Source organism: Salinibacterium sp. SWN139, assembly GCF_015864625.1.
Classification (GTDB): Bacteria; Actinomycetota; Actinomycetes; order Actinomycetales; family Microbacteriaceae; genus Rhodoglobus.
On sequence record NZ_JADYWV010000002.1, the window covers coordinates 867,029 to 879,921 of the forward strand.

13 protein-coding genes are annotated in these 12,893 nt (G+C 61.4%); 10 read left to right on the top strand and 3 right to left on the bottom strand.

The annotated features are described in order from the left end of the window. The first annotated feature begins 45 nt into the window (after nucleotides 1-45). A complete protein-coding gene (locus I6E74_RS09315) occupies nucleotides 46-873 on the top strand; it encodes an alpha/beta hydrolase (protein WP_197124770.1) in 828 nt (275 codons plus the stop codon). Next, nucleotides 866-2,125: a cation:proton antiporter gene (locus I6E74_RS09320; protein WP_231604860.1), complete on the top strand. Its 1,260-nt coding sequence runs from the start codon at nucleotides 866-868 to the stop codon at nucleotides 2,123-2,125. The genes I6E74_RS09315 and I6E74_RS09320 overlap by 8 nt, the downstream gene beginning before the upstream one ends. A 67-nt stretch (nucleotides 2,126-2,192) precedes the next feature. On the opposite strand, the gene I6E74_RS09325 is transcribed toward I6E74_RS09320, so the two are convergent. Both I6E74_RS09325 and I6E74_RS09330 read right to left on the bottom strand, forming a co-directional pair. Further along, nucleotides 2,193-2,705: a hypothetical protein gene (locus tag I6E74_RS09325; RefSeq protein WP_197124976.1), complete on the bottom strand. Its 513-nt coding sequence runs from the start codon at nucleotides 2,703-2,705 to the stop codon at nucleotides 2,193-2,195. A gap of 197 nt (nucleotides 2,706-2,902) precedes the next feature. After that, nucleotides 2,903-5,269, bottom strand: coding sequence for a phosphoketolase (locus tag I6E74_RS09330; protein ID WP_197125296.1), 2,367 nt, complete (start codon nucleotides 5,267-5,269; stop codon nucleotides 2,903-2,905). A 235-nt stretch (nucleotides 5,270-5,504) separates the two neighbouring features. Between I6E74_RS09330 and I6E74_RS09335 the strand changes: the two genes are divergently transcribed. Beyond that, nucleotides 5,505-6,203, top strand: a complete 699-nt coding sequence (locus tag I6E74_RS09335) for a DUF1294 domain-containing protein (RefSeq protein ID WP_197124977.1) — start codon at nucleotides 5,505-5,507, stop codon at nucleotides 6,201-6,203. Between the two features lie 38 nt (nucleotides 6,204-6,241). Beyond that, on the top strand, nucleotides 6,242-7,882 hold the full coding sequence (locus I6E74_RS09340) for a serine hydrolase (RefSeq protein ID WP_197124978.1): 1,641 nt from the start codon (nucleotides 6,242-6,244) through the stop codon (nucleotides 7,880-7,882). A 30-nt stretch (nucleotides 7,883-7,912) separates the two neighbouring features. On the opposite strand, the gene I6E74_RS09345 is transcribed toward I6E74_RS09340, so the two are convergent. After that, nucleotides 7,913-8,203 carry a metal-sensitive transcriptional regulator gene (locus I6E74_RS09345; RefSeq protein ID WP_197124981.1) on the bottom strand — a complete coding sequence of 97 codons (291 nt, stop codon included), beginning with the start codon at nucleotides 8,201-8,203 and terminating at the stop codon, nucleotides 7,913-7,915. A gap of 109 nt (nucleotides 8,204-8,312) precedes the next feature. Here I6E74_RS09345 and I6E74_RS14385 point away from each other — a divergent pair, with 109 nt between their 5' ends. From I6E74_RS14385 to I6E74_RS09370, 6 genes are all read left to right on the top strand, one after another. Further along, complete coding sequence (locus I6E74_RS14385; protein WP_231604861.1) at nucleotides 8,313-8,498, top strand: hypothetical protein; 186 nt, start codon at nucleotides 8,313-8,315, stop codon at nucleotides 8,496-8,498. Between the two features lie 217 nt (nucleotides 8,499-8,715). Continuing rightward, nucleotides 8,716-10,125 carry a rhodanese-like domain-containing protein gene (locus tag I6E74_RS09350; RefSeq protein ID WP_197124983.1) on the top strand — a complete coding sequence of 470 codons (1,410 nt, stop codon included), beginning with the start codon at nucleotides 8,716-8,718 and terminating at the stop codon, nucleotides 10,123-10,125. 9 nt (nucleotides 10,126-10,134) lie between these two features. Next, nucleotides 10,135-10,923: a sulfite exporter TauE/SafE family protein gene (locus I6E74_RS09355; protein ID WP_197124985.1), complete on the top strand. Its 789-nt coding sequence runs from the start codon at nucleotides 10,135-10,137 to the stop codon at nucleotides 10,921-10,923. A 3-nt stretch (nucleotides 10,924-10,926) separates the two neighbouring features. After that, on the top strand, nucleotides 10,927-11,499 hold the full coding sequence (locus I6E74_RS09360) for a DUF4395 domain-containing protein (RefSeq protein WP_231604863.1): 573 nt from the start codon (nucleotides 10,927-10,929) through the stop codon (nucleotides 11,497-11,499). Between the two features lie 23 nt (nucleotides 11,500-11,522). Beyond that, the gene (locus I6E74_RS09365) at nucleotides 11,523-11,885 is read left to right on the top strand and encodes a rhodanese-like domain-containing protein (protein ID WP_197124987.1); all 363 of its coding nucleotides are present in this window, start codon (nucleotides 11,523-11,525) and stop codon (nucleotides 11,883-11,885) included. A 52-nt stretch (nucleotides 11,886-11,937) separates the two neighbouring features. Then, the gene (locus I6E74_RS09370) at nucleotides 11,938-12,882 is read left to right on the top strand and encodes an alpha/beta fold hydrolase (protein WP_197124989.1); all 945 of its coding nucleotides are present in this window, start codon (nucleotides 11,938-11,940) and stop codon (nucleotides 12,880-12,882) included. Nucleotides 12,883-12,893 lie beyond the last annotated feature (11 nt).

Here is a 12,893-nt window from a genome sequence, read left to right on the forward strand (position 1 = left end):
CGCCCTTCAGTGCGCGCGCGACTTGCCACTCCCTAGACTGGGGCGATGCACGCTGCTGATTCCTCTCCCGCCGATCCGACCGAGTCGATTGCGCCAGCGCAGCCAACATCACAGAACTCAACTCCAGGTCCTCGGCGAACTCGACGCGTCGCGCGCACGATTTTCATCGCACTCGCCGCAATCGTTGTTTTACTCGTGGCCGGAATGCTCGTGTGGGCGAATGTGGGAGTGATGCAGGCAGAACCCGACGCGCTGGAGAGCGTGCAAACAAACCCGGCCGTGCACATCACCGAAAATCAAAACTCTTTCGTTCTCACCCCCACCGGCGACGCTTCAGGCGAAGGCTTTGTGTTCATCCCCGGAGCAAAGGTCAGCGCGGATGCCTACCTCTATAAGCTCTCCGGAGCGGTGGCCGAATCGGGGCTCACGGTTGTCGTGACGAAGCCCATCCTGAATCTGGCATTTTTCGACCAACGATCGCTTGATACCTTCACGGATGCGGCGCCCGACGTTGATGACTGGATTGTCGGCGGACATTCCCTGGGTGGCGTGCGCGCGTGCCAATACGCCGAGCAGCCCGACGTCAGCGGCCTCGTGCTTTTCGGCAGCTACTGCGCCAACGATCTTTCCGAAGTCGACATTCGCGTCTTGAGCCTCAGCGGAAGCAATGACCTCCTGAGCACACCCGAGAAGATCATGAATGCGGCCCACCTGTTGCCGACATCCACCACCTTCTTTCCCATCGATGGCGCCAATCACGCCAGCTTCGGAGACTACGGAGTGCAGGCCGGAGACGGTATCGCGACCCTCGACACCTCAGTGGTGCGAGACGTGATCGCCGCCGAAGTGAACAGTTTTGTGAACAATGGATAGCACCGAAGAAGCTATGGAAGCTGCCAACTGGGGTATCGTGCTCATCCCAATTTTGGCTGTCATGGCACCGTTGCTGGCACGCGCACTCTCTCCCCTGGTCCGCATCTCGATCGTCGTTTTCGAGCTGCTTCTCGGCATCCTGATTGGGCCAAGTGTTCTTGGCTGGGTTGGCGAATCCGAGTTCGTCGAGCAGCTCTCCGACTTCGGCTTGGCCATGCTGTTCTTTATGGCCGGAAACGAAATCCGACTGAGCGCTATTCGCGGCCGGAATGGTCGACGCGCATCACTCGGGTGGCTCGTTGGGCTAGTCGCAGGAGTGGCGATCGGTTATCTCATCGAGCCAGGATTTGGCGCCGTCGTTATCGGGATCGCGCTTTGTTCGACGGCACTCGGAGTAATCATGCCCCTCCTGCGTGACGCCGGGGAACTGCCCACCCGCTTTGGCAATTCCGCAGTCGCACTCGGTGCCGTCGGCGAATTTGGGCCGCTCATTGCCATCTCCATTTTTCTCGGAGCCAGCTCACTCGGAGTCTCCACGATCGTGTTGGGTATATTCATCCTGATTGCGATGACGCTGCTGTTCCTCGCGGCCCGCATCGAACACAACTCGCTCCACCGCCTCGTGACAGCAACCCTGCACACCTCAGGCCAGTTCGCGATCCGACTGGTTATCTTCATTGTTGCCGCACTGGTCGTGCTGAGCATCGTTCTCGACCTAGATATGCTCCTGGGTGCATTTGTCGCCGGTTTGCTCTGGCAGGTCATGATGCGCCAGGCGCCCGAACGCGACCGCGCGATGGTCGACTCCAAGTTGGATGCGATCGCCTTCGGATTCCTTGTTCCGATCTTTTACATCAACACGGGAGTGTCTTTCGAACTCGGCGCCCTCACTTCCGACTTGAGCGTGGCGGCTCTCGTGCCCGTGTTCCTCGTGCTTCTGCTCGTCGTGCGCGGCGTACCCTCGATGTTCGCCGCACGGAAAGGCGCGAGCACCCGCGAACGCGCCGCGCTCGGCCTTCTCGGCGCCACAGGATTGCCCATCATCGTCGCCGTCACCGCAATTGGCGTCGATAGCGAATATATCGACTCTGGTATCGCCGCCGCTCTCGTCGGAGCCGGTTTGCTATCCGTGCTGATCTTCCCGGTCATCGCAATGGCGTTGCGCGGAGACGCTGCCCAGTTGCACGCCAGCGGCACGGGAGATGAGGCCCAAAACCTTCCCAGCGAACCACACATCACCGAAGAGGCCTAAGCGTCGCGACGACCGACTCGCTGAAGCCGTCGCGACGTCACCAACGCTCTAGGCGAGCACCACCCCGCTAAGCGAGAATCGGGATCGTGCCTGTCGCCGCGTAACCCGCAGAGTGTGGCAACGGCTCGCCCAGAACATCCGACGTGTCGTGCGCGACAACGGCCGCTTCGACGGGAGGCTCGGCGTGGGAGTGAATGATCGGAATGGACTCGGTAAGAGCCACTAAGCCGTCGCTGATGGTGACGAGCGGATCGGCATCCGTGCTCGAGAAAATCGGGAATGAACGCCCCTCATCGGGCAAGCGGCGACCACGGCGAATGACCACGATCGTGGCGGCGGCAAGCGGGATCGCGACAGCGCTGGGAGCGGCAACCCAGAACGACGAACTCATCAGACCGTAAGCGCCCCAGACGGTGTAGCCAAACACCAACAGCCACTGCGTGGTCTCCGAAATACCGGCAAGACGCACGGCGTCGTTGCGGCTCTGCCAGGTGATACGGGCCTGAGGAACCCACATCAGGAAGGAGAAAACGGTGCCCGCGAATCCGAGTGCGTTAATAGCGATTTCGGTGATGTTCATACCGGTTGATCTGATCTTTCTGACGGCCTAGGGAAGAACTCCCGAATGGGCACGATTGCCGGGCATCAACGCGATGTCACGCTCATTCTAAGCACAAAATATGTCGTGCACCATCACCCCATGGGAGGTACTTTTTTGCTGGCCGTCAGCATCAAAAATAGCGTCCAAATACGACTGTCAGCACTGCGCTGAGCGCGTCACGACCGGTTCCACTTCCAGTCGGCCACTTCGGGCATATCCTCGCCGTGTTCTCGCGTGTATTGACGCGCGTGCAATCGGGTGTCATGCAGTTCCTGCCAGAAGGCCGCATGCCGCGAGGTGAGGCCCGGAACCCGCTCAAGCACGTCGATGACCAGGTGGTAGCGGTCAAGATCGTTGAGCATCACCATGTCGAACGGTGTCGTCGTCGTGCCCTCGTCTTTGTACCCGCGCACATGCAGGTTTGCGTGCCCCGCGCGCTTATAGGTGAGGCGGTGAATCAGCCACGGGTAACCGTGGTGGGCGAAAATCACTGGCTTGTCTGTTGTGAAGATCGCGTCGTACTCGGCATCGCTGAGACCGTGCGGATGCTCCGATTCGCTGTGCAGGCGCATCAAGTCGATGACGTTGACGACCCGCACGCGCAGCTCGGGGATCCGCTCACGCAAGATCTGCGCGGCCGCCAAGGTTTCTAGGGTCGGAACGTCGCCGGCACAGGCGAGTACGACATCCGGTTCCTGGCCGACAACTTCGGTGCCAGCCCACTCGAAGAGCCCGATGCCGCGCGTGCAGTGTTCAATCGCCGCGGGCATGGCGAGCCAGTTGTTCTCGGGGTGTTTGCCAGCGATGACGACGTTGATCTTGTTGACGGATCGCAAGCAGTGGTCGTAGGTGGCGATCAACGTGTTGGCATCGCACGGGAGGTAGGCCCGCACGACATCGGGCTTCTTGTTCATGACCAGATCAAGAAAGCCGGGGTCCTGATGCGAAGCGCCGTTGTGATCTTGACGCCAGACATGCGAGCTCAGCAGATAGTTGAGCGACGCCACTGGGCGACGCCACGGAATCGCGTTTGCACCCTCGAGCCACTTGGCGTGCTGATTGAACATCGAATCGACGATATGAATGAACGCCTCGTAGGAGTTAAACATGCCGTGCCGACCCGTGAGTAGGTATCCCTCGAGCCAGCCCTGACACTGGTGCTCGCTGAGCATCTCCATGACCCGCCCCGCGCGCGCGAGGTGGTTGTCGGAATCGATGGGGAGGTAGTCGGCATCCCACTGTTTATCGGTGGTGTCGAAGACAGCACTCAGACGATTGGATGCTGTGACATCGGCCCCAAAGATACGGAAGTTCTCGGGGTTGTCGCGAATCACATCGCGCAGCCACTCCCCCAGAGCGCCCGTCGCCGAGCTCGTAGTTTCGCCCGGATTCGGTACGTCGACGGCGTACTCCCGAAAGTCAGGGAGGCGCAGCGGCGCACGGAGCAGTCCACCGTTAGCTACGGGATTGGCGCTCATACGGCGATCCCCCGAAGGAGCAAGTGCGATCGTCAATTCGCGCGGTGCCCCGCTCTCGTCGAAGAGTTCCTCTGGGTGGTACGAGGCCATCCATTCCTCAAGCTGCTGCAAATGTTCCTCGGTGTCGCGCACGCTCGCGAGCGGCACCTGGTGCGAACGCCAGTTGTTTTCAACTGGGTGCCCGTCGACCACTTTCGGGCCCGTCCAGCCCTTGGGCGTGCGCAGAATGAGCATCGGCCAGGCCGGGCGCCCCTCGAGCGTTCCTGCTGCGGCATCCGCCTTAATCCGTGCGATGTGATCGACGATGTCGTCAAGCGTCGCCGCCATGCGCTCATGCACAGCACGAGGATCTTCGCCGTCGAACCCACCAGAGACGACGTAGGGCGTGTGCCCATACCCGCGCATCAGATCACACAGTTCGTCTTCGGGAATGCGGGCCAGCACTGTCGGGTTCGCAATTTTGTAGCCATTGAGGTGCAGGATCGGCAAGACCACGCCATCTCGCTCCGGGTCAATGAACTTGTTCGAATGCCAGCTGGTCGCGAGCGGCCCCGTTTCGGCTTCACCATCGCCGACGACCGCGGCGACAAGCAGGTTGGGGTTGTCGAAGACGGCGCCGTAGGCATGCGACAGGGCATAGCCCAGCTCCCCACCCTCGTGGATGGAGCCCGGCGTTTCGGGAGCGGCATGGCTCGGAATACCACCCGGGAACGAAAACTGTCTGAACAACTTGCGGATGCCATCCGCACTCTTATCAATATCGCCGTACGTCTCGCTGTAAGTGCCATCGAGGTACGCACTCGCGACAACGGCAGGACCTCCATGACCCGGCCCAGCCACGAAAATGGTGTCGGTGTCGCGTTCCTGAATGATGCGATTCAGATGGGCCCACACAAAGTTCAGGCCGGGCGTCGTGCCCCAGTGCCCCAAGAGTCGAGGCTTGGTGTGCTCGCGGCGGAGAGGTTCACGCAGCAGCGGATTGTCGAGGAGATAGATCTGGCCGACAGCGAGATAGTTGGCTGCGCGCCACCATGCGTCTAGCTGATCGAGCGTGTGCGGTTGCACTTCGGCGGGGCGAGGGCCACACCACGGCTGGCGGGCGACGGGTTCTTGAACAGGCACGAGATTCTCTCTTCTCTTCACGATGATGTGGTCGAGGTCATCCGTTCGATCACGACCCCCTTCTTGCTGAGGGCGCCCCGCCAGTTTAGGAGCAGACCTCAGCTCTGTGGGGCGAATTCAGCGAGTCTGAGGGTACGCCGATACCGCACACAGCGGCTCGGGCAGTTACCCTCAATACATGGGTTCGCGAAGCGCACGACAGCAGGGTGCGTTGGCGTCATGGAACGACGAACGTGGCTTCGGGTTCATCACCGTTGACGACCCACGCGGCACCAACGGCGCTGGCAGCAGCAACGGCAACGGCGAAAGCAACGGCGAAAGCGTCTTTGCCCACATCTCTGCCTTCCCACGCCGTGACACCCGCCCGACTCCCGGTGAACGGGTGAGTTTTGTGGTCGAGCACACGAACGAAGGTAAGGTTCGGGCTCGCACAATCCGTTACCTCTCCGCCTCCGGTCGACCGCTGCGCACGAAACGGCGCAAGCCCGGCACCATGAGCTATGTCGTTCTGGCTACCTTCGTCGTCGCGATCGGTATTCTCACCGCGATCGGTGCCCTCCCCTGGCTATTTGCAGCGTTGTACCTCGTGATGAGCATCATCACGTATGCCCTGTATGCCAGCGACAAGAAGGCTGCGCAGTCCAGACAGTGGCGCGTGACTGAAAGCGCCCTTCTGGGGCTCGGATTGTTCGGCGGCTGGCCGGGAGCGATTCTTGCCCAACAGCGACTGCGGCACAAAACCCAGAAACCTCTCTTCCGCCAAGCATTCTGGGGCACTGTAGTACTCAACATTCTGGTTTTTGCGATCTTGACGACAGCCCTCCGGGAACCGATGCTCAACCTCGTGCGCCTCATTCTCGACGTTACTTCTCCGTAGACCTGCCGAGTTCATCGCCCGCGTTCTAGGGTGGAGCCATGGAGTCTTCAGCCAAGTTCCGCACTGTCCGTCGCTCTCGCACAGCGCCCGCGATGGTGGCGCTGCTTGCTGTCTCTGTTGCTGTGTCTGGATGCACGGCAGCGGCATCCGGTGGTATTGAGGTCATTGAGGGCGACTCCCCAGCCTCTGATGTCATCGCGCTGAGTGCGGGCAGCAGCGACGTGGCCGTGGTGCGAGCGGTCGACGCTGCGGTCGAACAACTTCCTGAGTTGGCCGCAATCGCGATGGATGAGACCGGCACCCCCGGCCTGGCGATCGCTGTCGTACACAACGGCGAGATGATCTATGCCGACGGTTTCGGAGTGCGCGAAGCAGGAACCGCTGACAGGGTGGATGCCGACACGGTGTTTCAAATAGCGTCAGTGTCGAAATCCCTCTCTGCCACGGTCGTCGCCCGCGCCATTACCCAAGACGCAGTGGAATGGGACACTCCCGTGCGCACGCTGCTGTCTGATTTCTCTCTTGCGGACTCGTACGTCACGCAGAACGCAACGATTGGCGACTACTTCAGCCACCGCACCGGGCTCGCGACCGGGGCTGGCGATGATCTGGAAGATGTGGGCTACGATCGCGACTACATCCTCGACCACCTTCGGTATCAGCCCCTCGACGATTTCCGCAGTAGCTACCACTATTCGAACTACGGCATCACGGTAGGAGCGGAAGCGACTGCTGCAGCACTCGGCATGGACTGGAACGATGCCATCCGTGAACTCGTTTACGAACCGTTGGGAATGACTGCCACAAGCTCGAGCTATGCGGACTTCGTGGCGCAGCCCAATCGGGCAACGCTCCACACCTTCGTCGATGGCGAATTTCAGCCGCTCTTCGAACGGAATCCCGACCCGCAGTCCCCCGCGGGAGGCGTCTCATCGACAGTCGGCGACCTATCGAAATGGATGACGATGATCCTGTCCGGTGGTGAACAGGACGGCCAGCCGTTCGTCACCCCCGAATCGCTCGTGCCTGCCATCACAGCCCAGAGCATAAGCTCACAGGCCTCTGCCCCCGACCAGCGCACCGGAAGTTACGGCTATGGGTTCAACGTGGGCAGCCAAGCGGGGGGCCGCACGACGGTGAGCCATTCGGGCGGCTTCGTGTTGGGGGCTGGCACGAACTACCAACTCGTGCCCAGTCTCGATCTGGGGATCGTGACTCTGACCAATGCTGCGCCCATCGGCACCGCCGAAGCCATCAATGCCCAGTTTCTCGATCTGGTTCAATACGGGGAGGTGCAAAGAGACTGGCTCGGCGACTACTCCGGTGCCCTTTCCGCACTCAACGCCCCGGCAGGAGATCTCGTCGGAGAGACCAAGCCCGGTACTGCGGGGGCTTCCCTCTATCTCAGTGACTACGAAGGCACGTACCGCAACGGCTACTTCGGCGATCTTGTCGTGACCGAAGTCGACGGAGCGCTGCAGGCAGCCCTCGGGCCGCGCGGCAACTACCTTCTCGAACTAGAAGCGTGGGATGCGGACACTTTTGCCTTCACTCCCACGGGCGAGAATGCGCCCCACGACTCTCTCTCGTCGGCCACATTTTCGCGGTCAGGCGGAGCCGTCACCGGGGTGACGCTGGAGTTTTTTGACGCGCAGGGACTCGGAGAATGGCGCCGCTAACCGGCACTCGCTTCACCCGTGCGGCAGCTGTCACGCTAGCGAAAGGAAGAGCTTCTCGATCTCTTCTGACTGGGGCGATCCTTCCGCATCCGGGTTGATCAAGCACTCTTTCATAGCTTCGGAGATCACAAGGAAGCCTGCGCGATCAAGGGCTTTCGACACCGCGGCAAGTTGATGCACGACGTCACGGCAACCGGCGCCCGTTTCCACGGTGGCGATCAAGGCCCCCAGCTGTCCTTGAGCGCGGCGCAATCTGTTCACAATTTTCTTTTGCGCGTCTGAATCAGCAATCGGTAGTGATCCGGCGATCTCGGGAACCATAGGTCTCTCGTCTCTCTCAGGTGAGTTGACAGTCTCGATACCCCATAGGGTATAGTTCAAGCATACCCCCTAGGGTATTTAGAAATGGTCAGTCAACGAAAGCAGAGTTATGTGCAGAGCAGTTACGTGTCGTACATGCGGCAAAACTACGTGGGCAGGATGCGGACAACACATCCAGTCCGTCAAGCGCAGCGTGCCCGCATCCAACTGGTGCAACGGCAAGCACTCGCAGTCTGAGATTGACGCCGCAAAATCTAGTCAGGGCGGCTTCTTTGCCCGCCTCTTCGGTCGTTAGGAGACCCTATGTGCGCCCAAGTCACGTGCCAGAAATGCAGTAAGCCCACCTGGGCAGGCTGCGGAGAACACATCGAGGATGCCCTCGCCAACGTCGCTGAACGCGACCGTTGCCACTGCTAACGAGCAACTACTACTCACCCGCAGCCACCGCTAACCACGCACCGTCGTTAGCGTCTTCCCTCCCCCGGACATAGCGAACACTCACTGGAGTAAACATGCTTCTCGAACGCATCTATGACACCGACCTCGCTCAGGCTAGCTACTTCATCGGTTGCCAAGCCAAAGGCGAAGCGATCGTTGTTGACCCCCGCCGCGACCTCGACGTTTATCTTGAGATCGCCGCCAAGAACGGGATGACCATCACGGCCGTCACCGAAACCCACATTCACGCCGACTACCTTTCCGGCACCCGCGAGCTTGCCGCTCGCACCGGTGCGGAGATACTGGTGTCTGACGAAGGTGGCCCCGACTGGACCTACGGAAGCGCCTTCGACGGTGCTGTACGTATGAAAGACGGCCACATCATTACCCTCGGCAACATCACGCTGAAGGCCGTCCACACTCCCGGGCACACTCCCGAGCACTTCTCCTTCTTGGTCACCGATGGCGCGCAGGCTGACGCTCCCGGTTTCATGCTCAGCGGAGACTTTGTCTTCGTCGGAGACCTCGGACGCCCCGACCTTCTCGATGAAGCTGCCGGCGGCGTTGACACCCGTTTCGGCGGAGCGAAAGACATTTTCGCCAGCCTGCGCGACCGCTTCCTCACCCTTCCCGACTATGTGCAAGTTTTGCCTGCCCACGGTGCCGGTAGCGCCTGCGGCAAAGCTCTCGGCGCAATTCCGACAACCACTGTCGGGTACGAACGCGCGTTCGCGTGGTGGAGCCACTACGTCGAAAACAACGACGAACAAGGCTTTATCGACGAACTGCTCAACGGTCAACCGGATGCTCACGCCTACTTTGGCCGCATGAAGGTGCAGAACCGACAGGGCCCGAACGTCATGGGCACCGTTACCCCGCTGCGCGAGTACACGACCGAGGAAGTCGCGACAGCGCTCGACGCCGACAGCGCGATCCTCATCGACACTCGCAACAATGCCGAAGTTCACCGTGGCACTGTGCCGCGCTCGCTCAACGTTCCCGGACCAGAGAAAGCAGCAAGCTACGGCGCTTGGGTCTACAACCCCGATACAGAAACACGCCCCGTCATCCTTCTGGCTGACGATCTTGTACACGCCGAAGAGTTGCGTGACCACCTCGTGCGCGTGGGCATCGACACTGTTTCGGGCTTCGTGACGACCCTCGATGGACTCACCCTCGTTGTGCCCGAACTTGTCGATCCTGCCACGCTCGAAGACGTTGATCGTGTGCTTCTGCTCGACGTACGCAACAAAACCGAGTTCGCCGAGGGACACATCCCCGGTGCCGAGCAATTGAGCGGTGGCCGCGTCATGTGGGCGCTCGACCAGCTCCCCCGCGAAGGAACCATCGTGACGTACTGCCAAAGCGGAGTGCGCAACAGCGTGGCCGCGAGTGCCCTGCGCCGTGCTGGCTACGATGTGGCCGAGCTGGATGGCTCGTACCTTGGTTGGCTCGCAACTCCTGGTGCAGTCCCCGCGGTCTAACGCGCCCTCATGGAACCTAATCTGATCATCGCGCTGGCCCTTGCCGTGCTCGTGGGAGTTTCCCTCGGCATGCTCGGCGGGGGCGGCTCGATCCTCACGGTGCCGATCCTCACCTACGTTGCCGGCTTTGAGCCGCAGCAGGCGATTTCGGCTTCGCTCTTTATCGTGGGCGTCACGAGCGCAGTGAGCGTTTTTCATCACGCTCGGGTCGGCCGCGTGCGCTGGCGAACCGGATTGATTTTTGGTGTTTCAGGAATGGCGGGCGCTTTTGCCGGAGGTATCGTCGGCGGGTTCATCCCGGGCACGATTCTCATGGTTCTCTTCGCTGCCATGATGGTGGCTACGGCAACCGCCATGATCCGAGGCCGCAAGAAAGTACCCGCCGGTTCACTTCACGAGCCCGCGAAACTCCCTGTCGTCCGCATTATTCGTGACGGCTTCTTCGTCGGTATTGCCGCTGGGCTTGTTGGTGCCGGCGGCGGCTTCCTTATCGTTCCCGCACTCACCCTTCTTGGCGGCCTTCCGGTCGCGGTGGCAGTAGGAACCTCGCTGCTCGTCATTGCGATGCAGTCGTCCGCCGGCCTCGTCGCTCACCTCTTTACCGTCGACCTACCCTGGCCGACGATCCTTGCCTTCACCGGTATCGCCGTTGCGGGATCGTTTGTGGGAGCGGCTCTCGCCGGGCGCATCCCCGAAACGGCCCTCCGCAAGGGCTTTGGAATCTTTGTTCTCGTGATCGGCGCGTTCGTGCTCGTGCAAGAAATCCCGCAATTGATCCCTCTCCTGACAGGAGCGTGACCGTTGCCCACGACAGAACCAGCAACGGCAGCAGCAACGCCAGCGCCAGCGCCAGCGCCGAGCCCGCCGAAAGTGCCCACCGTGGGTTCCCTCATTGAGGGCTACGACATTCCGGTGGTCAACGAGCGCGCTGTTCGCGTGGCGGCAGGCATTCTTTTTAGTGCCGGAGCCATCTCGATCACGCTTGCTGTCATCCAGCATTCGGCCGTTCCGCTTCGCCCTTTCGGTGTCTTTTTCATGATGGATATGCTCATTCGGGTCACCGTCGGTGATCGTTGGTCGCCGACCCTCGCACTGGGCCGTCTCATTGTTCGGCGACAGCCACCGAGCTGGGTAGGCGCCCCGCAGAAAGAGTTCGCTTGGTGGCTCGGTTATGGCCTCGCCCTCCTCTCGTGTGCAGGAATGGGCGTGCTCGGCGCGCCCCTCGAAGCCACACTGGCGCTGTGCGGTTTGTGCCTTTCTCTGTTGTTCTTAGAAGCCGCCTTCGGTATTTGCGTTGGCTGTGCTCTTCAGCGCGTGCTCACCAAAACACCACCCCAATACTGCCCAGGCGATTCGTGCCGGGTTTCCGAATAACCACTCGTTTACAAGGAGAAAAAATGTTCCGTCCCCTCGCCGCTCTCGCTGGCTCTCTCGTCGTGCTGGCATCGATCGCTGGATGCTCGGCCGCTGGTGACTCCGTCGAACTCAGCGCTGACACCATCCTCATCGACGTTCGCACCCCCGCGGAATACGACGCCGGACACCTCGAGGGCGCTACGCTGCTCGACCTCAACGGTGGCGAATTTGCTGCTGCGCTTCCGACTCTCGACCCCGAGGCCGAGTACGCCGTCTACTGCAAGTCGGGCAACCGCTCGGGCCAGGCCGTCGCCATGATGGAAGAGGCTGGCTTCGAGAACGTGATCGACCTTGGCTCGATCGGTGAGGCAGAAGCCTCCACCCAGATCGAGGTTGTGCAGTAGCGCACTTCCCTGCGACCCCAAACCGCAGCGAGCCCGGCTCCGAACCACAGTGGTGAATACGACGCCAGCCTCCAGCACGCACTACAGCGCCGAGAACCGGTTTGACCGCGCGACCGCGGGCTTCACGCGCGTCGTCGTACCGACCGAACTCGGCGATGTGGTGGCGCACGTCGATCCGAATGCTGCTGCGCTGTCCGATTCAGCGACCCTTCTCCTCCACGGGGCCGCCGGTTCGTGGACGACCTGGTTACCGTTGATCCGGGCTTCACATGCGACGGGCAGCCCCCTACAGAACGTTGTTGCCCTCGATCTCCCCGGTTGGGGAGAAAGTGGCAGCATCTCTGCCACCGCAACCGTAGAAGACCTCGCGGATGCCGTAGCCCACGTCACGAGAACGCTCGGCTACGCGAAGTGGAACATCTTCGGCCACTCGCTGGGCGGACACCTCGGGCTCACGATTGCGGCCAGACACCCGGAGCGCACTGCGAGCGTAACGGCGATCTCGGCGACCGGGCCCGGCGCACTATCGGTGCTGCGGCATCCGGTTCGTCGTTTTGGCACCCTACCGCTGCTCGCTGGCATGCTCGGAGCTATGCGCTTCCTGAGCACCCTTGGCCCTGCCAGCACCGGCCTCGTTCGTATTTTTCATCGCCTTCGCGTGCTCGGCCCGCTCAGCTCTCCCCTGTTCGCCGACCGTCGCGCTCTCGACCGTTCGGTGATCGATTCGCTCGCGACAGAGATTCGGCCGACCGCGTTCGCGCGCGGAGCTGCCGCAGCTGCTCGCTACGACGAAGCTCAGTGGGCCAGCATCCAGTGCCCTGTCACGCTCGTGCGCGGTGATCAGGACGTCTTCGTCAGTTCGACGGACGACGACTGGTTTGCCCGAGTGATCCCGCACGCCCGCCAGCAGGTGTCGCCGCGTGCCGGACATTTCGCCCACATTGAGTCGTTCGAAACGTCGGCACCAGCACGCGGCGGTTCCTCGGTAGCGGCCTAAGGAATCAGCCG